The sequence below is a fragment of the Natronorubrum sulfidifaciens JCM 14089 genome, from assembly GCF_000337735.1.
GTDB classification, from domain to species: Archaea; Halobacteriota; Halobacteria; order Halobacteriales; family Natrialbaceae; genus Natronorubrum; species Natronorubrum sulfidifaciens.
The window spans coordinates 25,665-50,502 of the sequence record NZ_AOHX01000043.1 but is presented as its reverse complement, the minus strand read 5'-3'; the positions used below and the strand labels follow the sequence as shown (position 1 = coordinate 50,502).

The following is a 24,838-nucleotide window of genomic DNA, read 5'->3' as shown; positions in this document are numbered from 1 at the left end:
ATCGGTACCGGTAAGGCAGGCCCATCCCACAGACAGAGCATGAACGTCACGATCACGCCCTCGAGCCTGCAGGGCACGGCACAGGCACCGCCGTCGAAGAGCTACACCCATCGAGCGATCCTTGCTGCGGGGTACGCGAGCCAGACGACGGTCCGCGACGCGCTCTGGAGCGCCGACACGCAGGCGACCGCGCGGGCCGTCGATTGCTTCGGTGGGGCCGTTTCGCGGGCCGACGACGGCACACTCGAGATCGACGGCTTCGACGGCCGACCCGACGTCCCCGCGGATGTCATCAACTGTGACAACAGCGGGACGACGATGCGACTGGTCACGGCTGCCGCCGCCCTCGCCGACGGCACCAGCGTCCTCACGGGCGATGAGTCGCTGCGCTCGCGGCCACAGGGCCCGCTGCTCGGGGCGATCGCCGACCTCGCTGGCGAGGCGAAAAGCACGCGCGGGAACGGCCAGGCCCCGCTGGTCGTCACCGGCCCTATCGCCGGCGGCGAGGTCGCGATTCCAGGCGACGTCTCCTCGCAGTACATCACTGCCCTGTTGATGGCCGGTGCCGTCACCGACGAAGGGATCGACGTCGTCCTCGAGACCGAACTCAAGTCTGCACCGTACGTCGATATCACGCTCGAGGTGCTCGAGGACTTCGGCGTCGAGGCGCGCCAGACGGCCGACGGGTTCTCGGTCGAGGGCGGCCAGTCATACGATCCCGTCGGTGGCGAGTACGCCGTCCCCGGTGACTTCTCGTCGATTTCCTACCCGCTCGCCGCGGGGGCGATCGCCAGCGAGGACGGCGTCCGTATCGAGGGAGCCAACCCGAGCGCGCAGGGCGACACGGCCATCGTCGACATCGTCGACCGGATGGGGGCCGACGTCGACTGGGACCGCGAGGCGGGGACGATCGACGTCTCGAGCGCCCCACTGTCGGGGATCGAAGTTTCGGTGGAGGACACGCCGGACTTGCTGCCGACGATCGCAACCCTCGGGGCCGTCGCCGACGGCGACACCCACATCACGAACGCCGAGCACGTCCGCTACAAGGAGACCGACCGCGTGAGCGCGATGGCCGAGGAGTTGGGCACGATGGGCGTCGAGAGTACGGAGGAACACGACTCGCTGACGATCCACGGCAGCGAGTCGACCCTCGAGGGCGCGACCGTCTCCGGTCGAGCCGACCACCGGATCATCATGGCGCTCGCGCTCGCGGGGCTGGTCGCCGACGGCGAGACGACCGTCGAAGGGACCGACCACGTCGACGTCTCGTTCCCCGGCTTCTTCGGCCTGCTCGAGGAACTCGGGTGTTCGCTTGAACGCCAGTCCTAACCTGTCCGTTCGCTCGAGTCGCAGTTCGATTTTTGTGATGTAAACGGCGAATCCCCACAGTAGATAGCAGCTCGATTTCGGATTCAGTCAAACGTATGAAGATCGGTTGACACATAGATAGTAAAAGACAATACGTTTGATTTCATATAATCACTTACAGCGCGTGTCCGTAACTGAACAGTTAATTGAGGAAATCTTTTCGCTTTTATTGGTTTTTGACGAGCCAGCGTTATTTCTCCTATTCCTCTTAAAAGGGGCAATAATCGGAAAAGTATTCCCAACCTCTCTTTTTTTGCCAGGCTATCTTCTTGCTATCAAAGCGTCCTCAGAACAGGTTGTTATCGGTATTACCGTTGCTTCATTTGGATATGTNCTTTTTTTGCCAGGCTATCTTCTTGCTATCAAAGCGTCCTCAGAACAGGTTGTTATCGGTATTACCGTTGCTTCATTTGGATATGTTACAGGTCAGTTACTAATCTACTGGATATCGAGCAATTATGGAATTAGCGCCGTTGACTCCCTTCCTGCTGTCTCTGTTTCGAATGAGCAGGTAATACGGGCTGAAAACCTGTTTCAACGATATAGCGGTATCGGTATCTTCGTTACAAATCTCGTCCCGTTTGTCGGGTCCTTCATCATGATTCCTGCCGGAATGACTTCATATTCAATTTTTCAGACAGTTTTGTATGCGCTCTCTTCAACAATTCTGAATTATGTACTTATCGTTTTGATAGCTTTTGAGTCACTCGAATTTATTGGTCTGGTATAATTCTTCCACCTGATTCATCTCATATCTGTACTCACCGTGAGTTTCATTCTCCAATCTGAATAAAGAAACCGTATTACCAACGGCCGTTAACAGTGGTCAGCCTCGGACTCGGTCGTCGCCTCAAAGGCGTCCTCGAGGACGAACAGATCCATCGCCGGACAGGGGTCATCGAACGATTCGGCCTCGATACCGGGCGCGTCGACCGGTTCGCCGTCGACGGTGACGGACACGTCGAAGTCGTGTCGCCCATGGAGGAAGACGGCGACGTGGGCTTCGGGATCGAGGTCATACGAGCCACTCGAGGAGATCGAGCCGTCAGTGGAGTCGATCTCGAGGCTGACGGCGTGGCGTTCGTCGTCGAGGTTCCAGAGTCGGACGCGATAGGGTGGGTCGTCGCTCGACTGCGAGCCGATGACCGAGCGCCCGACCGGGTCGTCCGGGTCGGCGGGCGGTTCGACGGTCGTTTCGTCGGTTTCGCCACCAGTGGTCTCGGCGTCCTGTTCGTCGTCGGTTCGATCGTCACCCGCTCCGTCGGCGTCGTTCTCGGCGTCCTGTTCGTCCGACGACTCGTCGAGGGAGACACAACCAGCGAACCCGACAGCGACACTCGAGACACCGACGGTGGCGAGCAACGATCGACGGTTCATGATGTGTCACCTCAGACAGGAGTCAGCCTAAAGGACGTTGGGCAGGCCAGTGCCGGTATGGGAAGTGTCCGTGGGCGCTCGAGTGTGTCGTGGTGTCCGACAGTATGAATCATGCACCGCTAAGTGTCCCCGTCACTGAGGGGGTCGTAATGAACGGCAACCGCTTCGGTCGCCTCTTTCAGGTGACCACGTTCGGCGAGAGCCACGGGGAGGCGATGGGCTGTACCATCTCGGGCTGTCCTGCCGGCCTCGAGCTGACTGAAGAAGACATCCAGAAAGACTTAGATCGGCGCAAGCCGGGCCAGTCGATGATCACGACCAGCCGTGGCGAACCCGACGACGTCTCGATCAAATCGGGCGTTCAGGACGGCTACACGACGGGGACGCCGATCGGACTGGTCATCCAGAACAAAGACGCCCGCTCGGGCAAGTACGAGCCTTTCATCACCGCACCACGACCGAGCCACGGCGACTTTACCTACTCGGCGAAGTTCGGCACGCGAAACTGGGGTGGCGGCGGCCGCTCGTCGGCGCGTGAGACCGTAAACTGGGTCGCCGCGGGCGCGATCGCGAAGAAGCTCCTCGAGCGAGAGGGGATCGAACTCAAGGCCCACGTCAACCAGATCGGCGACGTCGAGGCCCCCGACGTGAGCTTCGAGGAGATGCTCGAGCACAGCGAAGAAAACGACGTCCGGTGTGGCCATCCCGAATCGGCCGAGAAGATGCAGAACCTGATCGCCGACTATCAGGAGGAAGGCGACTCCATCGGCGGCAGCATCGAGTTCGAGGCTCGAGGCGTTCCTGTGGGACTCGGCGCGCCGCGTTTCGACTCGCTTTCCGCGCGACTCGGACAGGCCATGATGGCGGTGCCGGCGACGACGGCGTTCGAGTTCGGCCTCGGCACCGAGGCCGCCGAGTGGACCGGCAAGGAACGAAACGACGATTGGGCGTTCGACGACGAGGGCAATCCGACCCCTGTCGAGAACGACCACGGCGGCATCCAGGGCGGCATCTCGAGCGGCGAGCCGATCTACGGCGAAGTGACGCTCCATGCCCCCACGTCGATCCCCAAATCCCAGCAGACGGCAGACTGGGAGACGGGCGAACTCAAAGAGGAGAAAGTCATCGGTCGCCACGATCCTGTCCTCCCGCCACGTGGCGTCCCCGTCGTCGAGGCGATGCTCGCGCTCACTCTCGTCGACTTCATGCTCCTGTCGGGTCGGCTCAACCCCGACCGCGTCGACGGCCAGCCCGGGAAGTACGACACGGACTACCACCCGAGCAACCCGCGAAACGAGTAAACGGCCGCACCAACACGACACACAGCACGGGTCGATGACCTGACAGCAGTCGTATCGCATCCGTGTCGCGGCGCTAGTGGGCTTCTCGAGCGACGACGTGTTTCAGTTCTTCTCACCCGGTCGCTCATTTTCACGCCGAACGTTTCGGGCAGAGATACAATCCCGTTGTACCACGGTGTGTTAATCGCTAGCATTTATATTAGGGATTGTGGTACGGTATTATGCACCATGGCTGATTTCGACTTAGAGAGTCAAGACGGACGTCTCGAGGCGCTGCGTCGGATGGTAACCATCCGGGCGTTCGACGAGGAGGCGGGGGATCGATTCGCAGACGGCGAGATACCGGGGTTCGTCCACCTCTATATCGGGGAGGAGGCGGTCGGGGTCGGCACCTGCGCCGCGCTCAAGCCGGACGACTACATCGCGAGCACCCATCGCGGCCACGGCCACTGTATCGCGAAAGGACTCGACCCGAAGTACATGATGGCCGAACTCTACGGCAAGGCCGACGGCTACTGTAACGGGAAGGGGGGCTCGATGCACATCGCGGACGTCGACGCCGGAATGCTCGGCGCGAACGGCATCGTCGGTGCGGGGCCGCCGATGGCGACCGGCGCGGCGCTGTCGATCGATTATCAGGACCGCGACCAGATCGCGGTCGGCTTCCTCGGCGACGGGGCCGTCGCCCAGGGACAGGTCCACGAGGCGATCAATATCGCGGCGACGTGGGACCTGCCCGCCGTCTTCGTCATCGAGAACAACCACTACGGCGAGGGGACGCCGGTCGAAAACCAGCACAACCTCGACAACCTGAGCGACACGGCACAGGCCTACGACATCCCCGGCCTGACCATCGACGGGATGGATATTACTGCCGTCGCCGAAGCCGTCTCGGAGGCTCGAGACCGTGCCAGAGCCGGCGACGGGCCGACGATCGTCGAGGCCGAGACCTACCGCTACCGCGGCCACTACGAGGGCGACGAGGAACCGTACCGCGACGACGCGGAGATCGAGCGCTGGCAGGAGCGCGACCCGATCGAGTCGTTCAGAGATCGGCTGATCGACCGCGGCGAACTCACCGTCGAGGAGTTCGACGAGTTACAGGCCGACATCGAGGCCGACATCGATGCGGCGGTCGAGTACGCTCAAGACGCCCCAGCGCCGGACGCCCACGAGGCCTACGAGGACATGTTCGCGGAGATGCCACCGGAGATCGAACGCTTCGCCAGCGCCGCTCGCACCGACGGCGGCCGCCCGGGAGGTGACCGATAATGACTGCACAGGTAGAATCCGAACTCGAGACCGAAACCGAGGAACTGACCGTCAGAGAAGCGATCCGACAGGCGATGCGCGAGGAACTCGAGCGCGACGAGGACGTCTTCCTCATCGGCGAGGACATCGGCGTCTTCGGCGGCGTCCTCGAGGTAACGGGCGATCTCTACGAGGATTTCGGCCCGGAGCGGATCAAGGACACGCCGATCAGCGAAGCCGGGTTCATGGGCGCAGCGACGGGCGCGGCGGCAACCGGCACGCGGCCGGTCGTCGAACTCATGTTCTCCGATTTCACCGGCGTCGCGATGGAACAGATTATGAACCAGATGGCGAAGATGCGGTATATGTTCGGCGGCAAAGCGGAGATGCCGGTCACCGTCCGCACCACCGAAGGCGGCGGCATGGGTGCGGCGAGCCAGCACTCGGGGACGGTCCACTCCTGGATCGCTCACTTCCCCGGGCTGAAAGCCGTCGCCCCCGGCACCGCAGCGTCGGCGAAGGGGCTGACAAAAGCGGCTATCCGCTCGAACGATCCCGTCTTCGTCTTCGAGAACAAGATGATCTACGAGCAACGAGGCGCGGTGCCGACCGACGAGGACTTCACCATCCCGATCGGCGAGGCTGCCGTCGAACGCGAGGGTGAGGACGTCACCGTCGTCGCGACCCAACGGCTCGTCGGCGAGTCGCTCGAGACGGCCGAAAACATGGCCGACGACACGAGCGTCGAAGTGATCGACCCGCGATCGCTGTACCCGCTCGATATCGACACCATCGTCGAGAGCGTCAAGAAGACCGGCCGGCTCATCGTTGCCGACGAGAGCCCGCTGTCCTACGGCACTCACGCCGAAATCGTCGCCCGCGTCCAGGAGGAGGCCTTCTTCAGCCTCGATGCGCCGATTCAGCGCGTCGGCACGCCCGACACGCACATCCCGTTCAGTCCACCACTCGAGCAGGAAGTCCTGCCCAGCGGCGACGACGTCCGTGAAGCGATCCAGCGGGTGACATAGCCATCGTGAGCCGCGTCGGACTGATCGTCAACCCCGCTGCGGGCCGCGATATCCGGCGGCTCACGGGTGGCGCGAGCGTCGTCGACAACTACGCGAAGCGTCGGGTTGCGACCTGCGTCTTAGACGGGCTGACGGCGGTTTCCGAGCCCCCGAACGTGGCAGTCATGCCCGACAGACGGGGCATCTCCGATCACGTCCTCGAGGAGGCTCCCGACGACCTCACTGTCGAGACACTCGAGATGACGGTCGAGAGCACCGCGGCCGACACGCGCCGGGCGGCGAGCCGGTCTCGCGAGGACGATGTCGACGTCGTCGTCGCCCTCGGGGGTGACGGGACGACCCGCGATGTCGCCTGCGAGATCGGTGACGTGCCTGTCGTCGCCGTCTCGACCGGGACGAACAACGTCGTGCCGACGGCCGTCGATGGCACCGTCGCGGGCGTCGCTGCGGCGCTCCTCGCGACGGGTGCGGTTCCGGCGGCCGACGCGACCACGCGCCACGGGATGATCGAAGCCCGCGCGGAGACCGCAGGCGGCACACAACGGCTCTCGGCGCTCGCGGCCGCCGAGGTCTCTGCGCAGTCGTTCATCGGGACGCGGGCGCTGCTCGATCCCAGTGATCTCCGCGGTGGCGTCGTCTCGCGGGCCCACCCGGGCGATATCGGGCTCGCCGCCATCGCGGGGGCCGTCGAGTGTCTCGAGCCGACCGAGCCCGGCGGCGTCGCCGTTCGATTAACTGAGGCGGACGACGCCGCGCGGACCGTCCGTGCAGTGCTCGCTCCGGGCGTCACCGCGACCGTCGGCATCGAGTCGCTCGAGCGCCTCGAGTGGAACGAACCCGCCGAATTCGACGTGCCCGACGGCGTCGTCGGAGCCGACGGCGAGCGCGAACTCGAGCTCACCGAAACGACGGTCGAACTCACGCCCGTTCCTGACGGGCCCCGACTCGTCGACATCGACGCAACGCTTTCGGCCGGTGTCGAGGCAGGCGCGCTCGAGCACGCCGGCCGGCTACAGTCGACCGAGGACTGATCGCTGAGCGAACGGTTCACTCGCTCGAGAGTACTGAAAACACTATTTTACCCGGTGTGGACAGCAGACTATGGTTGGCAATTCCATACCACAGTTAGACGTCGAGATCCCGGAGCTCTCACAGGTCGCGTTTGTCGTCGAAGATCTCGAGGACGGGATGGATCGCTTCGAGGGGCTGCTCGGAGTCGGGCCGTGGCAGGTGTATCGGTTCGAGCCCCCGGCGTTGACCGACCGCACCTTCCGCGGGGAATCCCACGAGTACTCGATGCGGTTGGCGCTGGCCCAGCTCGGCGAGACGATGTTCGAGCTAATTGAGCCGCTCGAGGGGCCGAGCATCTACACCGAACACCTCGATGAGCATGGCGAAGGCCTGCATCACGTCGCCTGTTTCGCGTTCGACGATCCACACGCGGTCATCGAATCCTTCGAGGAGGCCGGGATGCCCGTGATCCAGAGCGGAAACTTCGACGGCGTCGAGTACTGGTACTTCGACACCGCCGACGAACTCAACGGGACGATCTTCGAGACGGCGGCGAACGTCGACTCGATTCCCGAACCGGAGATGACCTATCCCGAGTGAGCGGACGACGGCGTCAGACCCGTTCCCAGCTGATTTCGACCTCGAGGTCGTCTCGGACCAGCTGTGAGACGTGACAGCCCCGTTCGCCGATATCGACGAGTCGCTCGAGCGTGTCGTCGTCGGTGTCGGATTCGAGTTTGACCGTCGCCTCGAGCTGTTCGACCGAACCGTGTTCGGGTTCGGCCGTGGTCGTGACGTCGATCCCGTCGACTGGGGTGTCGCGCTTGCCAGCCTGGAAGCGGATGCTCAGTGAGAGACAGGCGGCGAGTGAGCCGAGGAAGACGTCGACCGGCGTCGGCCCCGTTTCGGTGCCGCCGGCCTCCTCGGGCTCGTCGTAGCCCCACTCGAACGAGCCGGCTTCGATCGTGCCGGCCATGCCGTCGGGGTTGTGTGCCGTGACCGTGCGCTCGGGCATCTCCGTCGGCGCGCCCGCTCCCGCGCCGGCTCCGGCGCTGATTTCATCGGGCAGCAGCGCCCACGGCTCCTCGAGGTGGTCGACGAGCGTCTCGAGGAAGCGAGCGGCGTCGGCCCCGTCGACGATGCGGTGGTCGAAAGAGAGATCGAGCGGGAGCTGCCGTCGCCACTCCACCTCGTCGTTCGGGCCGCGTGTGGGGGCCTCCGAAATCGCGTTGACACCGAGGATGGCGACCTGCGGCGGGTTGATGACCGGGTCGAACGACTCGACGCCGAGGACGCCGAGGTTCGTCACGGTAAACGTCCCACCCTGGAGGTCGTCCATCGTGTACTCGCCCTCGAGGGCCGATCCAACGAGGTCGCGCCGTTCGTCGGCGATCGTTGCGAGTGACTTGCTCCCCACGTCACGCAACACGGGTGCGATCAGCCCGTGTTCGACGTCGACGGCGAGACCGACGTTGTGTTCCGCCCAGAGCGTGTGGACCTCGTCCTCGAACGTCGCGTTGAATTCGGGATGGTCCTCGAGCGTCGCCGAGATGGCGAGCACGAGCAGATCCTGAATCGAGACATCGGTCTCGAGGGCGTCGTCCGCGGCGTCGGTGGCGTCGAACAGCGCCTCGGCGTCGGCCTTGCGGTGGACTGTGACGTGCACGGCTTCCCGGTAGCTCTCACCGAGGCGGGCGGCGATGGTCTGGCGCATCCCGCTGAACGGCCGCGTCTCGACTGGCGTTCGCCCGCCGCTGCCGGCCGCATCTTCCACGTCGTCTTCGGTGATCGACCCCTGATAGCCCGTCCCCTCAACGGTTGTGAGGTCCACGCCGAGCTCTTCGGCGCGTTTGCGTGCGCGTGGCGAGGCGTTGACGTCCGCTTCGGCGGCCCCGCCCGATTCGGCGGCCGCTTCGACGTCGTCTTCGGTGATCGAGCCCTGATACCCCGTCCCCTCGACGCTCGAGAGGTCGACCTCGAGGTCGGCGGCGCGCTCGCGAGCCCGCGGCGAGGCTCTGACCTCGTCGTCGGTCGTGTCCGTCGCGGCTGCCGTGTCGCTCGTCGCGCCGCTGTCGGCGCTTGCAGCCGCCGACTCCTCGGCTGCTGGCTCTTCAGCCGCCGTCTCGCCCGTCGCCTCCTCGATGTCGGCCGACGCCTCGGCCTCGAGGTCGCCGATGTCGGCGTCTTCGGGCGCGACGATTCCGATCGGTGTGCCCGGCGGAACCGTCCCGCCTTCCTCGAGGTACGTCTCTCTGAGGACGCCATCCTCTCGAGCGTCGACTTCGGCGATGCTTTTTTCGGACTCGACCTCCGCGATCACCTCGCCCTCCTCGACGGTCGCACCCGCGTCGATCCGCCACTCGAGCAGTTCGCCGCGTTCCATCTCTAATCCCAGCTTCGGCATCCTGACGATATAACCCATGGGAGACCATACCATAACAATCACATAAAGTGTGCTGGTGGCTTTGCGCTCGTGAGGGGCGGTCGGTTCGGCGTCACGCCGGACCGACAGCTCACCGCCGACGCGACGGAGTCAACGAACCGAACCGTCGGCGAATCGGATAGCCACCGTCACAGTCGGGAGAGACGAGCGGAGATGTTGGATCGTTCATTGTTATCCATTATCAATGTGCAGTACGTGCATCGGCAGACATCATATTTGGATGGTTGTTCATTCTTCACGATAGATGTATGGCAATGTATAGCAAAGGCTTTAGGTTCAGTAGGGCAAAATCCCGGTACGGTTGGCCCACAGGCCACTGATTTACCTATGAGCGACGACGAACTCATCTGGCGAATCGCAGGCGGTTCCGGAGACGGAATCGACTCGACGAGCCAGAACTTCGCGAAAGCGCTGATGCGCTCGGGGCTCGACATCTTTACCCACCGCCACTATCCGTCACGGATCCGCGGCGGCCACACCTACGTCGAGATTCGGGCCGCAGACCACGAGGTACAGTCACGCGGGGACGGCTACAACTTCCTGCTCTCGCTGGGCGACTCCTTCGCCCGCAACCCGCAGGAAGAGGCCTTCTACGGCAACGAAGAGATCAAGCCGCTCTCGGAGAACCTCGACGAACTCCGAGAGGGCGGGATCATCGTCTACGACGAGGGCCTCATCAGTGAGGACGACGTCGAGGCGATCAACTTAGAGGAGCGTGCCGAGGAAAACAACTGGCACGTCTTCCCGATCGACCTTCGAAGCCTCGCTAAAGAACACGGCCGCGAGGTCATGCGAAACACCGCCGGTGTCGGTGTCACGGCCGCGCTGCTCGACATGGAACTCGAGCACATCGAGAACCTGATGTCCGATGCGATGAGCGAGGACATCCTCGAGTCGAATCTCGAGATCCTCCACGAGGCCTACGAGATGACCATCGAGGAGTACGACTTCGAGCACGAGCTGCGTGCCCCCGAAGGCTCCCACGAGACCGAACAGGCGCTGCTGTCGGGCTCGAACGCGATCGCCTACGGTGCGATCGACGGTGGCTGTCGGTTCATCTCCGGCTACCCGATGACGCCGTGGACGGACGTCTTCACCATCCTCAGTCAGAACTTCCCCGACATGGGAGGAATCTCCGAACAGGTCGAAGACGAGATCGCGGCCGCCGCACTGGCCGTCGGTGCCAGCCACGCTGGTGTCAAGGCCATGTCCGGCTCCTCCGGCGGTGGCTTCGCGCTGATGTCCGAGCCGCTCGGCCTCGCCGAGATGACCGAGACGCCGCTCGTGCTCGTTGAGTCGATGCGTGCCGGTCCCTCGACCGGGATGCCGACCAAGCCCGAACAGGGCGACCTCGAGTTCGTGCTCTACACGAGTCAGGGCGACTCCTCGCGCGTCGTCTTCGCGCCGGGCACCATCGAGGAAGCCTACGAGCAGACGCGACTCGCCTTCGACATCGCCTGGGAGTACCAGATCCCGACGATCATCATCTACGACCAGAAGCTCTCCGGCGAGAACACGAACGTCGACGTCGAGTTCTTCGACCGCGAGCCCGAACCCGGACTGGGCACGACGCTGACCGAGGACGAACTCCTCGAGGCCGCCCACGACGCTTCGGGCAAGTTCGAACGCTTCGGCTACGACGACAACGAGAAGAACGTGAGCAAACGGTCGCTGCCCGGCCAGAAGGGCGGGCGCTACCTCGCGACCGGGAACGAACACTCGCCCGTTGGCCACATCAGCGAAGATGCGGACAACCGGGTCTACCAGATGACGCGCCGTATCGAGAAACTCGACTCCATCCGCGAGGAACTCGACGAGGAACACCCCTCGAACCAGACCTACTACGGCGACGAGACGGCCGACTACGGCATCATCACGTGGGGCTCGAGCCACGGTGCCGTCGCCGAGGCTGTCGAGCGCCTGAACGATGACGGCCACTCGGTCAAAGGCATCACCGTCTCCGACATGATGCCGTTCCCCGAGAAAGAGATGACCGAGTTCATAGAGAGCGTCGACGAGGCCATGGTCGTCGAGATGAACGCCACGGCCCAGTTCCGCGGCCTCATCCAGAAGGAACTCGGCCGCTTCGGTGAGAAACTGACCAGCCTCCTCAAGTACAACGGCAACCCGTTCGAACCTGCCGAGGTCGTCGAGGGCTACGAGGTCAACGTCGCCGAAGAGGAGCGTGAACCGACTGCACAGGTCCGAATCGAACCCGCAGCAGGTGACTAACCATGAGTGCATTCAACGCAATCGGAGAGGAGCGAGAGATCGACCGGGACGAGTTCACCCCCGGTGTCGAACCACAGCCGACCTGGTGTCCGGGCTGTGGTGACTTCGGCGTCCTGAAGTCGCTGAAGCAGGCCCTCCCGGAAGTCGGCAAGACGCCAGAGGAAGTGCTGACGGTGACCGGGATCGGCTGTTCGGGCAAGCTGAACAGCTACCTCGACACGTACGGCTTCCACACGATCCACGGCCGATCGCTGCCCGTGGCCCGTGCCGCCAAACTCGCCAACCCCGAACTCGAGGTCATCGCCGCTGGCGGTGACGGTGACGGGTACGGCATCGGTGGCAACCACTGGATCCACACGGCCCGGGAGAACCACGACATCACCTACATCGTCTTCAACAACGAGATCTTCGGCCTGACGAAAGGCCAGACCTCGCCGACGAGTCCCAAAGGCCACAAATCGAAGACCCAGCCATCCGGCAGCGCGAAGACGCCACTGCGTCCGCTGTCGATGTCGCTGAACGCCGGTGCGAGCTACGTCGCCCGCACCGCCGCGGTCAACCCGAATCAGGCCAAAGAGATCATCAAGGAAGCCATCGAACACGACGGCTTCGCCCACGTCGACTTCCTGACCCAGTGTCCAACCTGGAACAAGGACGCCCGACAGTACGTCCCCTACATCGACGTTCAGGAGTCCGACGACTACGACTTCGACGTCACGGACCGTCGTGAGGCCGCCGAGATGATGCACGAGACCGAGGACGTCCTCAACGAGGGCACCGTCCTGACCGGTCGCTACTACGTCGACGAGGACCGCCCGTCCTACACCGAGGAGAAGAAGGCCGTCGGCGAACTGCCCGACGAGCCGCTGGCCGAGCGCTACTTCGACGACGACGCCGAGTGGGAGCGCAGCTACGACCTGCTCGACCGTCACAAGTAAGCGCCGTCGATCGCCTCACTAGACGGATTTTATTTTTGTGTGATCGTGGACTGCTCGAGCGAGCAGAGAGTGACAACTGGGACAGTCGTGTCCAGCACCCTTGATCGGGTGCTTCCCGCGGCGACAGATGCAGGCGACGGTACGGATCGGTGTTGCTTATGTAACTCCTCGTTGCAAAGCGAACCATGACGGAGCGGTCCTCCCCACGACGTATCAAGACATACATCCGAAATCGGCTGTTGTTGCTGGGAGTGTTCGCCGTCCTTATCGTGCTCTTTCGCTGGATCGACCTGTTTGGCTGGATTCCCTCGGTCGGCTGGATGTCCCACGGGCGGGAGTTCGGTGTACTGCTTATCGCCGCGCTAACTACTCTCGCATGGATTGTCGCCGGCGCGTTCGGTCTCATCCGACTCTATCACTGGGTGCAAGAGAACTATCGTCGCCACTGACCGTCACTGCACACCAGATCGAATGACAGCTCTGCGATCTGTGTGTCACTCGTTTCAGTTGTTACTATACTGTGGGCAACAACCCACCGCGACAGTCAACACTCGAGATCGAACGATTCACCAACTGCAACCGCACCCTCCGCGTCACCGACAGCGTCGCTGACGAACACCGAGTAGTACAGCCCATCACACGACCACTGCAGTTCCGTGCCCTGTTCGGTGGTCTCGAGCGTGCCCGTCGCCTCACCGACGCTGACCGAGTCGCCGTCGGTCGCGAACGCTCGAGGGCCGTCGCTCGTGGTGACCGTCACTGACTCGCCAGCCTCGTTGCGATAAAAGAGCGACACCTGCGTTCGGTCCTCGTCGTGGAACTCGTAGCTGCTCGCGCCGTCGAAGGAAACGGCGTCCGGCAGCGCGTCGGCTGACGGCTCGGCGACCGCGACCGGCACGGCCGCCTCGGCGTCGGCGACCGTGTCATACTGGTCGATCGTGGGGAAGACGAACTCGGTTTCGTCGGTGTCGTCGTCCGCGGCCGTCGGTGGCTCGAACAAGTCGTCCTCGAGGCCTCCGTCGATCGAGAGATTTCGATAGGTCGTCGTCAGTTCGATGCCGTCGCCGGCGATGGTGTGTTTGACGGGGAACAGCGTCTCCTGCTCGAGCCAGAGTTCGACTCGGTCGGCGCTGCGCTCGTCGGGGTCGGCGTCGGCGGTCTCGAGCGGGAAGACGTACTCCGTCTGGCCGATTAAGACGCTCGCTGAGCGCTCGATCGTCTCGTTCGCCGGCGGTTCGAACGCGACGCGATAGGCGTCCTGACCGTCGAACTGCGTCTCCTCGAGTGCAGTCACGTCGTAGGCGTCGAGGTATCGTTCGGGCTGGGCGAAACGGCCCTCGAGCAACGAGGCGTCCGGGTCGCGTTCGTAGCTGTGGATGGTGTCTCGCTCGAGGTCGTGGACGTATCGGTCGGTGCCGTCGCTGACGATGACCAACTCGCTGCCGTTTGCGGTGGTTTCGATCCGACTGGTGCCGTCCGCACGGAGCCAGACGGTCTCGGTGCGCTGGGTCGTCTCTCCGTCGATCGTTTCACTGATCTCGACGGTTGCCGTCATTTCCTCGGGTGGCTCGGTTTCTGCGAGGCGGTCCTCGAGGTGGGCCTGTGACGGACCGGCGTCCGGAACGGCGACACAGCCGGCGAGCACCACGGTGAGGAACAGGACAGCGGTGAGGCGGAGAGGAATGTGATCGAGATCGGAAACGCGCATATCAGTAACAAGCACAGTCAAACCCCATTATTTCACCGGCTCGAGGTCGGCGGGTCGACCACACCGACCAGCGGCTCAGCCGTCGTACTCGCCGCGATACCCGACGCCGCGGGCGAACAGCTTCGTCAGATAGCTCAAGACGAGCAGCGCAACGAGCAGCCCACCGAGGGCGTAGGGCTGAAAGCCGTAGATCATCTCGCGGATCGCATACGCCACGACGAGCAGGCCCATGAACAGGGCAGTGCCGCCAGCCCACCGAGAGACGTACGCCGGATCGACCGACTCGTCGTAGTTGGCGTGCAGATCGGCTCGCCCACGGATGGCGATCAGATAGCCGAGATACAAGATCGCAAGGCCACAGAGCAACCAGACGGTCCCGCTGATGATGTTCGCATCGACCATGTCGTTCCCCGAAACTGGGGCCAGTGAGCGAATAAGTCCGACGGTCTCGCAAGCGCGGCCTCGAGCAGATGCACAGACCGCTCGATCCCCGGCGATCCCGCCGCTTCCGTCGGGTTATCGGTCGTTTTCGTATACAAAAGATATTTTTCCGTCGGAGCAAAACAGAGTAGCATGAGTACACAGGCGACGGAAGATCGCATCCTCGAGGTTCTCGAGGAGGATGCCCAAGCGTCCTACGCCGAGATCGCCGATCGGGCGGACGTCTCGAAACCGACGGTTCGAAAATATATCAACCAACTCGAAGAAGAAGGCGTGATCGTGGGCTACTCGGCAGATATCGACCCGAAAAAGCTCTCGAGCAAGACGATCGCGCTGGTCGGCTTCGACGTCGCGAGCGAACGCTACGTCGAGGCGACGAAAGCGCTCAAAGCGCTCGACGAGGTCGAGGCGCTGTACAGTTCCAGCGGCGACCATATGCTGATGGCGGAAGTGCGTGCCGAAGACGGCGACGAACTGGGCGAGATCATCTCGGAAACGCTGCTCGAGATCGACGGCGTCACCGCAGCCCATCCGTCGTTCCTGCAGGAACGGTTGAAGTAACCAACTTCGTGCCCAGTCGGGCAGGCGGTCTCTCCGGAGCCCTCGTATGGCTGTCCCGTTTTGACGGTGGCCCCCGTAGAGACGGGCGATGCCATCGTACGAACGCCGCACGACGATCGATGCGCCCCTCGAGGACGTTTGGCAGTTTCACTCGCGAGTCGGCGGGCTCGAGGCGGTGACGCCCGACTGGATGAGGCTACGGGTCGAGCGCGTGATCGGCCCTGACGGCGAGCCGGACCCGGACGTCCTCGAGCCGGGCTCGGAGCTCTCGCTGTCGATGCGCCCGTTCGGCGTGGGGCCGCGCCAGCACTGGACCTCGCTGATCACGGAGCGCGAGCGCACCGACGGGAGCGCGTACTTTCGCGACGAGATGGTCCACGGCCCCTTCGAGCGCTGGGAACACACGCACTCGTTTTACGCCGACGGCGAGCGGACGGTCGTCCACGACCGCGTCGACTACACGCTTCCCTGTGGCGGCCTCGAGGGCGTCGTTGCACTCGGAACTGGAATCACGGCCGCCTCACAGGTCGGCTTCGACACCATGTTCCGGACCCGCCACCGGCTGACGAAAGCACGCCTCGAGTAAGTCGTCGACGGGCCGTGAGGCGCGATCGGGCGTGTACTCACTGGTGTGCGGCAGTATGAACCGCGGTCGTTTTGCCGTTCGGCCCAGTACGGACGACCATGACCGAACGCGGCGGGCGCTTGATCGGACGGCGGCGGCTTCTCGGCCTGCTCGGAACAGGGGCGGCGGCCAGCGTCGCGGGCTGTTTGGGTGGCAACGGAGCCGATGGAGCGGACGGTGACGACGACCGCGCCGGCACCGCCTACGACCCGAACGTCGAGGAGCATCCGGGCGACGACCCGATCGAGTTTTCGGACACACAGGCCTGTGCCGTCTGCAACATGACACCGACAGACTACCCCCAGTGGCAGAGCCAACTCGCCCACGAGGACGGGACGGGTGCCGTCTTCGATACACCCGGCTGTCTCTTTGCCTATCTCGTCGCCACGTCCTCTGAATCGCCGGTCGTCGGCGCGTGGTCGATGGAGTACGGAACGACCTCGCTCGTCGACGCCACCGAGGCACACTTCGTGCTCATCACCGACGCGGACGCGGCTGACGACCCGATGGATATCAACCCGCGCGTGTTCGCCGACCACGACGACGCCGTCGCCTACCTCGAGGAGTGGGACCCAGAGGACCTCACTGAGGACGACATCATCGGCCTCGAGGACGTCGATTTCGAAGTTGCGTCGATCTATCGCGGCAATCGGCTTTGAGCCGACCAGTCGGACCCCCGCCGTTTCGCAATCGGTTTGGCCTCCTCCTTCGTTTGCTGGCGACGTGAACGCGTCCGACCTCGAGGTAACGCCGGCCGTCGCCCTCGCGTTCGCGGTGTTCGCGGCGAGCACCAGCGCAATCTTGGTCCGCTGGAGTCAGGCCCCGAGTTCGGTCGCGGCCTTCTACCGGGTGCTGTTCACGACGGCGATCGTCGCCCCCATCACGGTGGTGCGCCATCTCGGGGCGTTTCGTCGCCTCTCGAGTCGCGATTTCGGTCTCGCAGCCGTCGCCGGCGTTGCGCTGGCGGTTCACTTCGCAGCGTGGTTCGAGAGTTTGAATCACACCAGTGTCGCGGCGAGTGTCACCATCGTCCAGACCCAGCCCATCTTCGTCGCTTTCGGTGCCGGACTCCTTCTCGATGAGCGGATTCGCCGCGGGACGGTGAGTGGCATCGCCGTCGCAGTCGTCGGCGCGACAGTGATGTCGTTCGGTGATGCCGGGCACGCACCGCTCTCGGATGCGACCGTCTACGGCAACGCGCTGGCCCTGCTCGGGGCGGTCACCGTCGCGGGCTACGTGCTCGCCGGTCGCTCGATTCGCCAGCGTGTCCCGCTGTTTCCGTACGTCACCGTCGTCTACACTGCCTGTGCGCTGACGTTGTTCGTCCTCGTCGGCGCGCAGGGCCACGCGTACGTCGACTACCCGACTCGAGAGTGGCTGCTCTTTCTCGGGATGGCCGTCGGCCCGGGCGTCTTCGGCCACACCGTCGTCAACTGGGTGTTGAAACACCTCGAGTCGGTCGTGGTTAGCGTCGCCTGGCTGGGCGAACCCGTCGGCGCAACGGTGCTCGCGTTCGTCTTGCTCGCGGAGGTGCCCGATACGGTGACGGTGGTCGGCGGCCTCGTCGTTCTCGCGGGGATTTATGCGACGACGATCGAACGGGGACGACGGCACGGTCCGACAGACTGAGACGAACTGTTGGACCGATCGCCAGCCACGGATCGGCGTCGGCGGTCACTGCCGACAGCAATCCCGATGAGACGAAACTCGGAGGGTCAGCTACTCTGTGAGCGTCGAAAGATGGTCTCTGCCGGCCTCAGTGATGGTGTAGACATCCCCCGAAATCTGGTGGACGTGGCCGGCAGACTGGAGGTCGTGGCATTTCGTTCGCACCGTCATCGGGTGAGCATCGAGCGCCGCCGCCAGCGACGTCGCTGCGGCCGGCCCACGCTCGTCGAGCAGAGACAGGAGTCCTCGGCTCGAGCAGCGGGTCATCGTGGTAGGATTTAACACGACAATATTTACCATAGGCTTTTCGGTGGCCCACACGACGGACTTGATATGGAAACGCGTGAGGTGACGCTGGACCAGCTACCATGTCATATGTGCTCAACACTCATGGTTATCATGGGGCGGGACCGACGCGCGAGGGCGAGATGAACCGGCGTGCGCTGCTCGCTGCGACGACGGCAGTGACGACGCTGACGGTGGTCGGCTGTCTGGACGACATGGGATCGGACGACGACACGGATGCAACCGAAGAGCGCATCGACGCCGTCGACAGTTCCCCGCCGTTCGACATCCGGACCGTCGATGCGCCAGGAAGCGACGCGGGAACGGTTCGGGTTCCACAGGCGGGGCGAGTGATGCTCATCAACTTCACCCGTCTGTTCTGTCCGACCAGTCAGGGGTTTCTCTCCGAGGTCGGTGAGGCGGTCGTGCGCCTTCGCCGGCGAGATGTCGGCGTTCTCTCCGTTATCGACCGGAGTTCCGGCCCACAGCCGTCGCCGGACGAACTGGCCGACTGGTGGCGCGAACACGACGGCAACTGGCCGATCGGGATGGACGAAAACGGGCTTCTCAACGACCACTACGGCATCAGCGGCTTCCCGGTCGCCATCGCGATCGACGGCACCGGCGAGACTCACTGGCGAAAGGATGGCTCGACGACGGCACACAACATCGTCGCCGGCGTCGAGGCGGCGCTCGAGGCCCAGTCACGGGCCGAGTGAGCCACAGCCGTGGCCTACGCCTACTCCTGCGATGGTGGTCGCGTCCGCGCCGCCAACTTCGGATACGACTGCGTGCCGCCACTCGAGTTGCGCGCGACGAGCGTTGCGACCGCCGCGGTCCCGCCGACGACCGGCCGACGACACTCCTCGTAGGAGAGAATCGTCAGATCGAGACACGCCCGGAGGAGGTCGTTCGATCGGTACCGATAACGCTCGTTCGAGGGACCGATCTCGAGGGTGTCGCTCGAGCGGAGGTGGTGTTCGTAGACGAGCACGCCACCCGGCGCGAGCGCCTCCTTGATCGCGGGCAGATGCTCGAGGGCGGCGAAAAAGCTCACCGTAATTACGTCGTACTCGCCGACGGGCCAGTCGAACGCGGCCAGATCTGCGCGCGTCCAGGTGACGTCGACGCCGTGGTCGTCGGCGCGGCGGCGAGCCTCCTCGAGGGCGACGTCGGAGATATCGATCGCGTCGACGTCGTAACCTGCGGTGGCGAGAAAGAGGGCGTTGCGCCCGGTGCCGGTTGCGATGTCCAAGGCGCGGCCGTCCGGCAGCGTCGAGAGTCGACGCTCGAGTTCCGGGATGGGATCGTCGGGGAGGGTAAAGTCAACGCCGTTGTACTTCTCGTTCCATCGGTCACGCTCGTCGGTCATGATCCAACAGACGGGCGAGACCCATTTGATCGTTGGCTCCCTCGAGCGTACGCATCGACCGTTGGGCCACCGTGTGCGTTCGATTCCACGATTGAACCAGTGGTCTCTTGATCGTTCAGGCCATAGTATCGCGTATGCAGTGTCGCTCGTCTCCGTTGTCGGACACTGGCTGTCAGTGGGCAGCGGTGCGTCTCCCATGAACCGACGCGAACTCATCGCCGGCATCGCCAGCGTTGGCGTCCTCGGCGGTGCTGGGGCCGTCCTCACTGGCGGACTCCCGTCGTTCGGCGACGGAGGGCCGGAGACAGAACACGACGAGAGCGATCGGAATCCGCTCGAGGTCGAGACGATCGATGCCGAGGGCAGCGAGGACGGCACGTTCACCGTGCCGACCGACGGCGTGACGACCATCATGTTTTTCACCACCGGCTGTGGCAACTGTCAGGCGCAGATGCCACGGCTGGCGGACGCTCGCGAGGAACTCGTCGACGACCATGGCGACCGGGTGCAGTTTCTCTCCGCCACGTACCAGACCCCGGAAACGTTGCCCGAAGCCGACCTGCACGAGTGGTGGACCACCCACAGCGGAAACTGGCACGTCGGCTACGACTCGGGGCTTGCCAGCACCTACAGCGTCGTTGGCTTTCCCGTGACGATCGTCGTCGACACCGACGGCGAGAAACACTGGGAGGAAACCGGCGTCCAGAGCGCCGACCGGATCGTCGGGGCCGTCGAATCCGTCCTCGAAACGGAGACGTTCGACGACGCAGCCGACGACACCTCGAGTCCCGAGCAGGAGGCGTAGCTCGGTTACGTTCATACGGGGTGCTGTCCCGATGTCCCGTCGATCGCCAGCACGGGCCGGCGATCAGTGACGACAGGAACCGATCAGTCGCCGATTCGAGTGAGCAGTCCTGAAATCGAGTCCGTCACCGACGAGTGCTCGTCACCGAGCACGGTGAGGCCGTCGCCGACGAGAGAGAGGTGGCCACTGGCAGCGGCGAGTGTCGTGATGGGGGCTGTACGCTCGTCTCGCCACCGTTTCGCCCCGTCGGCGGTGGCTATCGCGTGGACGCAGCCGTCGGTGTTCGCGAGACAAAGTTGCCCACCGACGAGCACCGGCGCCGCCGCCGGCGCTCCGACGACGGCGCGCCAGCGCTCGGTCCACGTCGCAGTCTCGAGGGCATACACGCTTTCGTCCGAGCTGGCGACGTACACCGTCCCGTCGGCGACCGCGGGCGACAGTTCGATCAGCCCGCCGGTCTCGAACCGGCCGTCTCGAGCGCCATCCACACTCGAGTATGCCAGCAGCGTCTCGTCGACGCCGACGTACACCGTCCCGTCAGCGACCGTCGGTGGCGCACCGACCGCACCCTCGAGATCGGTGACCCAGCGCTGGCTCCCGTCCGTCGACTCGACGCCGATCAGTCGCTCGTCGGCAGCAACGTACACCATCCCGTCGGCGACTGCGGGGGCCGTCGTCTCGGCACCGAGGTCCGCCGTCCACACGGCCTGCCCGGTCCCGGCGTCGATCGCGGACAGCGTGTCACCACCGACGTACACCGTGCCATCGACGACGACCGGTGCCGTTGGATCGCAGCCAGCCGTCTGATGCCGCCAGACACGCTCGCCGGTATCGGTCTCGAGGGCGTAGACGTCGCCGTCACGAGTGGTGACGGAGACGACGCCGTCGTGAACCGCTGGCGTCGTCTCGATCGCGCCGTCGAGTTCGGCTCGCCAGCGCTTGCTGCCGTCCTCGAGCGCCAGTGCAACGACGCTCCCGTCACCGCGGCCGAGATACATCGTTCCGTCGACGATCGCTGGCGCGGCCTCGAGTGTGGTATCACCCTGCGGGTCGATCCGCCAGCGCTCGCTGGGCCGACCAGTGGGTGTGTCGCCGTCTGAGACGGCCCCGGCGCGTGTCGGTCCTGCACGAGCCATCGCCCAAGTGGCCGCTTTGCCCGGCTGCTCGGCGTCGGTTCGTGTGTACTCGAGCCGACTCGTCGCGGTCGACGCTGCCGTCGAGACGGTCGAGACGGGATCATCGGTCAGCGGCCGGATCGACGCCAGCGCGTCCGTCGCCTCGAGTGCGGCGAGCGTTCGACTCACTCGAGCACGAACACGAGCGTCGGGATCGGCGAGACACGCCTGTAGCGCCGCGACGTGGTCCTGTTCGGTGTCGGCGACGGACGGGCCGGCGTCGCGTTGGGCACACGTTGCCAGCACGCTCGCGGCGCTCGCCCGGACGTCGGCGTCGGGATCGGCAAGCGCAGTGAGCAGCGCCGGAATCACGTCCTCGAACCCCTCCGGGTCCGTCGTTGCAAGCCGCTCGAGGGCGTCGGCCGCGACGAGTCGACCGAGGCCGCTGTCACCGCCGATGCCGGGGGCGAGTTTCGAAAGCCCCGACGAGCGAAGCGTCTCGGTGTCGTCGGCCAGCGTGGCAAGGGCCAGTGCGGCAAGCCCCGCCGTCCAGGGGTCGGCGTCGTCGTCCAGCAGCCGATCCATTGCCGATAGCTGGGTGGTGATTTCGTCGGTGTGTGTCGGCGTGTCGAGGCCGGTCGCGAGCATGGCCGCTTCTGACAGCCGCTCGTCGACCTGCTCGAGTGCTCTCTCCAGTGACCGCCCGCCGCGGCCAGTTGCCCCAAGCGCCGCAAGCGCGAGCGTAACGTAGCCACGAACGGCCTCGTCGGCGGCGTGGAACCGGTCGCTCGTCTCCTCGCCGAGCAACGCGACCAGTCGATCCCGTTCGGCCGCGACGTCGTCGGGCGCGATGACCGCAAGCCGTGCGATGTCGCGGGCGACCGGCCGCGGCTCGTCGTCGAGTCGCTCGAGCAGCGATGTCGTCACCGCCTCTCGGCCGGTTGCATCGACGACCGACACCAGCCCGCGCAGGATCGCCCGTCGTTCGACGCCGGCTGCCGACTCGAGGCACTCGAGGAGTGTCGACACAGCGTCCGCGAGACGGGCTGGCTCGCTGCGAGCGATGTCCGCAAGCGCCGACGCGATCGCGGGCCCGCGCGCGTCATCGGCCGACAGACCGTCGATCATGGCTGCGATCGGCGTTGGCTCCGTCTCGGCGTCGAGTACGGCCTCGAGCGTGTTCAGCGCCGCAACCCGGACCGCCGGCGTCGGGTCGATCAGGAGGTCACAGACGGCCTCGAGGACGGCGTTCGTTTCCGCCCCGGTCTCAGGACCGAGCACGGCAAGCGCCTCACAGGCAGCGACACGGACCCGTTCGTCGGACGTCGTCGTCGCCTCGAGCGCGACCGACAGCGCGGGACGGCAGTCGTCGGTGTCCGAGGCGACCGCCGCGAGCGTTCGGCGGACGGTCGCCCGGACGGTCCGATCGGAATCGTCGAGCGCCCGCAACAGCGCCACCAGCACGTCGTCGTCGCGGACGACCGCTGGAGAGGCGTCGGCGAGCCGCGAGAGGGCAATCGCTGCGTTGTTCCGCACAGTCGCATCCTCGTCGGCCAGTCGCCTTCCGAGCGGGGTGGCTGCGTCTCGAGCGTCCCGTGGCTGTTCGCTCGCGACGGTCACGAGATTGCGTGTCGCTGCTCGTCGAACGGCGACTGCGTCGGCCTCGAGGCGACGACACGCCGCCAGAACCGACGGATGGGTGGCGGCGAGCCGTGACTCGGCGACATCGGCGAGCGCGTGGGCGGCGTACCCCTGTTCCCACTCGTCGCCGTCGGCGAGCCGGTCGACGAGGGCAGGGACGGCGGATTCGTCCCCGGCGGCCTCGAGCGCGACAGCAGCAAGTGCATCGGCGGCGTGGTGACGAACCGGCTCGTGTGGATCGTCGAGCCGGTCGGCGAGGTCGGGAACGACCGGCTGGACCGACTCGGGTGACGAGTCCGCGACGGCAGCAGTGGCGCGGACGGCATCGAGACGGACGCGCTCGTCATCGACGGCGAACACGCTGGCAAGGGCTTCCACGACGGGTGCAACGGCCGCCGGCCGCGCGTCCGCGACGGCGGCGATGATCGACCCGCCGTAGTATCGAAACGTCGGCTCGCTCTCGTCGAGCCGGTTGGCCACCGACGACACGGCGTCGACAACATCGACCGGACGGTCCGCCGCAACGGCCGACAGCACGCGGGCAGCGTCCGTCCGAACCTCCTCGAACGGGTCGTCGAGGCGGTCGACGAGCGGGGAGACAGCCGGGACGACGGCCGCCAGCTCACTGTCGGCGACGGCACGCAGCGCCCGAACGCTCTCGCGGCGAACGTCGGCGACGTCATCGAGTCGAGCAGCGAGCGGCTCGACGACCCCGTGGACCGCCTCGGGTCGAGCCGCCGCGATGGCGGCGAGCGCGACAGCGGCGTCCCGCCGGACTCCCTCGCCGCCGGCCGTGAGCTTGTCTGCGATGGGGGCGACCGCTGATTCGAGCGCAGACGGCTCCTCGAGTGCGAGCGCTCTGAGCGCGCCCATCGCAGGTGCGGTGACGGCTGGCTCGTCATCCAGCCGATCGACGAACAGCGACACGTGCTCGAGGACGTCGTCGGGGCAGACCATCGCGACCGCCTCGAGGATCGCAGTTGCGTTCTCGCGGACGGCGGCCGACTCGTCGTCGGCGGCGCTGACCACTTCGTCGACGACGGTGATGGCCGCCTCGGCATCGGCGTCAGCGAGGGCCATGAGTGCCGCAGTCGTCTGGCGGCGAACGCGTTCGTTTTCGTCCGTTACGTACAGCCGGAGTGAGCCGACTGCGCCGCGAACGGTGTCCGGCTCGGCGACTGCAACGGCTGCAACCGCATCGGCCGCAGCCGTCCGCACCGCCGTTGGTCCCTCGAGACAGTCGAGCAGGTCGGGGATCGACGCCCGTACTGCGTCGGGGTGTTCGGTCGCGACGGCCGCGAGCGCGGTCGCGGCGTGTGCGCTGACGGCCGGTTCGTCGGCAAGCCGGTCGGTCAACGCGTCAACAGTGGACCGAACGTCGCCCGGCCGCCGGGCCGCCTCGTTCGCGAGCGTACTGGCCGCGTACGCTCGGATCTCGGGATCGTCGGCCATCAGGAAAGTCTCGAGTTCCGTACTCCCGACGGTGACTTCGATTCCGTCGTCCTGTTCGTCGAACTGGTGGTCGGTTGCTTTGGTGTCCGGGTGCGTCATAGCGAGTCGCACGACGCGCTCGAGTCACGCGCGGTCGTGTAGATACTCGAGGCACCTGTGACACGCAGTTAACTCTACCTCCTGTATGCGGCCCTTACCGCCCATAGGGTGGGC

At 65.0% G+C, this 24,838-nt stretch carries 22 protein-coding genes; 15 read left to right on the top strand and 7 right to left on the bottom strand.

Annotated features, from left to right (window positions below; translation table 11 throughout):
* The first annotated feature begins 39 nt into the window (after window positions 1-39).
* Window positions 40-1,332 carry a 3-phosphoshikimate 1-carboxyvinyltransferase gene (aroA, locus tag C495_RS13190; RefSeq protein ID WP_008163721.1) on the top strand — a complete coding sequence of 431 codons (1,293 nt, stop codon included), beginning with the start codon at window positions 40-42 and terminating at the stop codon, window positions 1,330-1,332.
* An 855-nt stretch (window positions 1,333-2,187) separates the two neighbouring features.
* On the opposite strand, the gene C495_RS13185 is transcribed toward aroA, so the two are convergent.
* Window positions 2,188-2,748 carry a hypothetical protein gene (locus tag C495_RS13185; RefSeq protein WP_008163719.1) on the bottom strand — a complete coding sequence of 187 codons (561 nt, stop codon included), beginning with the start codon at window positions 2,746-2,748 and terminating at the stop codon, window positions 2,188-2,190.
* A gap of 149 nt (window positions 2,749-2,897) precedes the next feature.
* Here C495_RS13185 and aroC point away from each other — a divergent pair, with 149 nt between their 5' ends.
* The 5 genes from aroC (at window position 2,898) to C495_RS13160 (ending at window position 7,939) form a co-directional block, all read left to right on the top strand.
* Window positions 2,898-4,049, top strand: a complete 1,152-nt coding sequence (gene aroC, locus C495_RS13180; RefSeq protein ID WP_008163717.1) for a chorismate synthase — start codon at window positions 2,898-2,900, stop codon at window positions 4,047-4,049.
* A gap of 228 nt (window positions 4,050-4,277) precedes the next feature.
* Entirely contained in the window at window positions 4,278-5,321 is a 1,044-nt protein-coding gene (locus C495_RS13175; RefSeq protein ID WP_049890348.1) for a thiamine pyrophosphate-dependent dehydrogenase E1 component subunit alpha, read from the top strand.
* Complete coding sequence (locus tag C495_RS13170; protein WP_008163712.1) at window positions 5,321-6,328, top strand: alpha-ketoacid dehydrogenase subunit beta; 1,008 nt, start codon at window positions 5,321-5,323, stop codon at window positions 6,326-6,328. The genes C495_RS13175 and C495_RS13170 overlap by 1 nt, the downstream gene beginning before the upstream one ends.
* 5 nt (window positions 6,329-6,333) lie before the next feature.
* The gene (locus tag C495_RS13165) at window positions 6,334-7,359 is read left to right on the top strand and encodes an NAD(+)/NADH kinase (protein WP_008163710.1); all 1,026 of its coding nucleotides are present in this window, start codon (window positions 6,334-6,336) and stop codon (window positions 7,357-7,359) included.
* A 70-nt stretch (window positions 7,360-7,429) separates the two neighbouring features.
* The gene (locus C495_RS13160; RefSeq protein ID WP_008163707.1) at window positions 7,430-7,939 is read left to right on the top strand and encodes a VOC family protein; all 510 of its coding nucleotides are present in this window, start codon (window positions 7,430-7,432) and stop codon (window positions 7,937-7,939) included.
* A 13-nt stretch (window positions 7,940-7,952) separates the two neighbouring features.
* On the opposite strand, the gene C495_RS13155 is transcribed toward C495_RS13160, so the two are convergent.
* The gene (locus C495_RS13155) at window positions 7,953-9,761 is read right to left on the bottom strand and encodes a 2-oxo acid dehydrogenase subunit E2 (RefSeq protein ID WP_083902485.1); all 1,809 of its coding nucleotides are present in this window, start codon (window positions 9,759-9,761) and stop codon (window positions 7,953-7,955) included.
* A gap of 348 nt (window positions 9,762-10,109) precedes the next feature.
* Here C495_RS13155 and C495_RS13150 point away from each other — a divergent pair, with 348 nt between their 5' ends.
* From C495_RS13150 to C495_RS17960, 3 genes are all read left to right on the top strand, one after another.
* Window positions 10,110-12,014 (top strand): 2-oxoacid:acceptor oxidoreductase subunit alpha, encoded by a 1,905-nt coding sequence (locus C495_RS13150; protein WP_008163704.1) that lies wholly within the window; start codon window positions 10,110-10,112, stop codon window positions 12,012-12,014.
* A gap of 2 nt (window positions 12,015-12,016) precedes the next feature.
* Window positions 12,017-12,952 carry a thiamine pyrophosphate-dependent enzyme gene (locus C495_RS13145; protein ID WP_008163702.1) on the top strand — a complete coding sequence of 312 codons (936 nt, stop codon included), beginning with the start codon at window positions 12,017-12,019 and terminating at the stop codon, window positions 12,950-12,952.
* A gap of 185 nt (window positions 12,953-13,137) precedes the next feature.
* The gene (locus tag C495_RS17960) at window positions 13,138-13,401 is read left to right on the top strand and encodes a hypothetical protein (RefSeq protein ID WP_152418911.1); all 264 of its coding nucleotides are present in this window, start codon (window positions 13,138-13,140) and stop codon (window positions 13,399-13,401) included.
* Window positions 13,402-13,496: 95 nt separating this feature from the next.
* Here the strand turns inward: C495_RS17960 and C495_RS13135 are convergent, their stop codons facing one another.
* Both C495_RS13135 and C495_RS13130 read right to left on the bottom strand, forming a co-directional pair.
* Window positions 13,497-14,660, bottom strand: a complete 1,164-nt coding sequence (locus tag C495_RS13135) for a LolA family protein (RefSeq protein WP_008163699.1) — start codon at window positions 14,658-14,660, stop codon at window positions 13,497-13,499.
* A gap of 75 nt (window positions 14,661-14,735) precedes the next feature.
* Window positions 14,736-15,062, bottom strand: a complete 327-nt coding sequence (locus tag C495_RS13130) for a hypothetical protein (protein WP_008163697.1) — start codon at window positions 15,060-15,062, stop codon at window positions 14,736-14,738.
* Window positions 15,063-15,233: 171 nt separating this feature from the next.
* Here C495_RS13130 and lrpA1 point away from each other — a divergent pair, with 171 nt between their 5' ends.
* The 4 genes from lrpA1 to C495_RS13110 all read left to right on the top strand — a co-directional run bounded on the left by lrpA1 (window position 15,234) and on the right by C495_RS13110 (window position 17,916).
* A complete protein-coding gene (gene lrpA1 / locus C495_RS13125; RefSeq protein WP_008163696.1) occupies window positions 15,234-15,662 on the top strand; it encodes an HTH-type transcriptional regulator LrpA1 in 429 nt (142 codons plus the stop codon).
* Between the two features lie 88 nt (window positions 15,663-15,750).
* A complete protein-coding gene (locus tag C495_RS13120) occupies window positions 15,751-16,248 on the top strand; it encodes an SRPBCC family protein (protein ID WP_008163695.1) in 498 nt (165 codons plus the stop codon).
* Between the two features lie 98 nt (window positions 16,249-16,346).
* Window positions 16,347-16,946 (top strand): nitrous oxide reductase accessory protein NosL, encoded by a 600-nt coding sequence (locus C495_RS13115; protein ID WP_008163693.1) that lies wholly within the window; start codon window positions 16,347-16,349, stop codon window positions 16,944-16,946.
* Window positions 16,947-17,010: 64 nt separating this feature from the next.
* Window positions 17,011-17,916 carry a DMT family transporter gene (locus C495_RS13110; protein ID WP_008163692.1) on the top strand — a complete coding sequence of 302 codons (906 nt, stop codon included), beginning with the start codon at window positions 17,011-17,013 and terminating at the stop codon, window positions 17,914-17,916.
* 90 nt (window positions 17,917-18,006) lie between these two features.
* Here the strand turns inward: C495_RS13110 and C495_RS13105 are convergent, their stop codons facing one another.
* Window positions 18,007-18,222: a hypothetical protein gene (locus C495_RS13105; protein WP_008163690.1), complete on the bottom strand. Its 216-nt coding sequence runs from the start codon at window positions 18,220-18,222 to the stop codon at window positions 18,007-18,009.
* 161 nt (window positions 18,223-18,383) lie between these two features.
* Here C495_RS13105 and C495_RS13100 point away from each other — a divergent pair, with 161 nt between their 5' ends.
* Window positions 18,384-18,959, top strand: a complete 576-nt coding sequence (locus C495_RS13100) for a TlpA family protein disulfide reductase (RefSeq protein ID WP_008163689.1) — start codon at window positions 18,384-18,386, stop codon at window positions 18,957-18,959.
* A gap of 20 nt (window positions 18,960-18,979) precedes the next feature.
* Here C495_RS13100 and C495_RS13095 read toward each other — a convergent pair whose 3' ends face one another.
* Window positions 18,980-19,612 (bottom strand): class I SAM-dependent methyltransferase, encoded by a 633-nt coding sequence (locus C495_RS13095; RefSeq protein ID WP_008163687.1) that lies wholly within the window; start codon window positions 19,610-19,612, stop codon window positions 18,980-18,982.
* Window positions 19,613-19,808: 196 nt separating this feature from the next.
* Between C495_RS13095 and C495_RS13090 the strand changes: the two genes are divergently transcribed.
* Window positions 19,809-20,417 (top strand): TlpA family protein disulfide reductase, encoded by a 609-nt coding sequence (locus C495_RS13090; RefSeq protein WP_008163685.1) that lies wholly within the window; start codon window positions 19,809-19,811, stop codon window positions 20,415-20,417.
* 83 nt (window positions 20,418-20,500) lie between these two features.
* Here C495_RS13090 and C495_RS13085 read toward each other — a convergent pair whose 3' ends face one another.
* Window positions 20,501-24,724 carry an outer membrane protein assembly factor BamB family protein gene (locus C495_RS13085; protein ID WP_008163683.1) on the bottom strand — a complete coding sequence of 1,408 codons (4,224 nt, stop codon included), beginning with the start codon at window positions 24,722-24,724 and terminating at the stop codon, window positions 20,501-20,503.
* Between the last annotated feature and the right edge of the window lie 114 nt (window positions 24,725-24,838).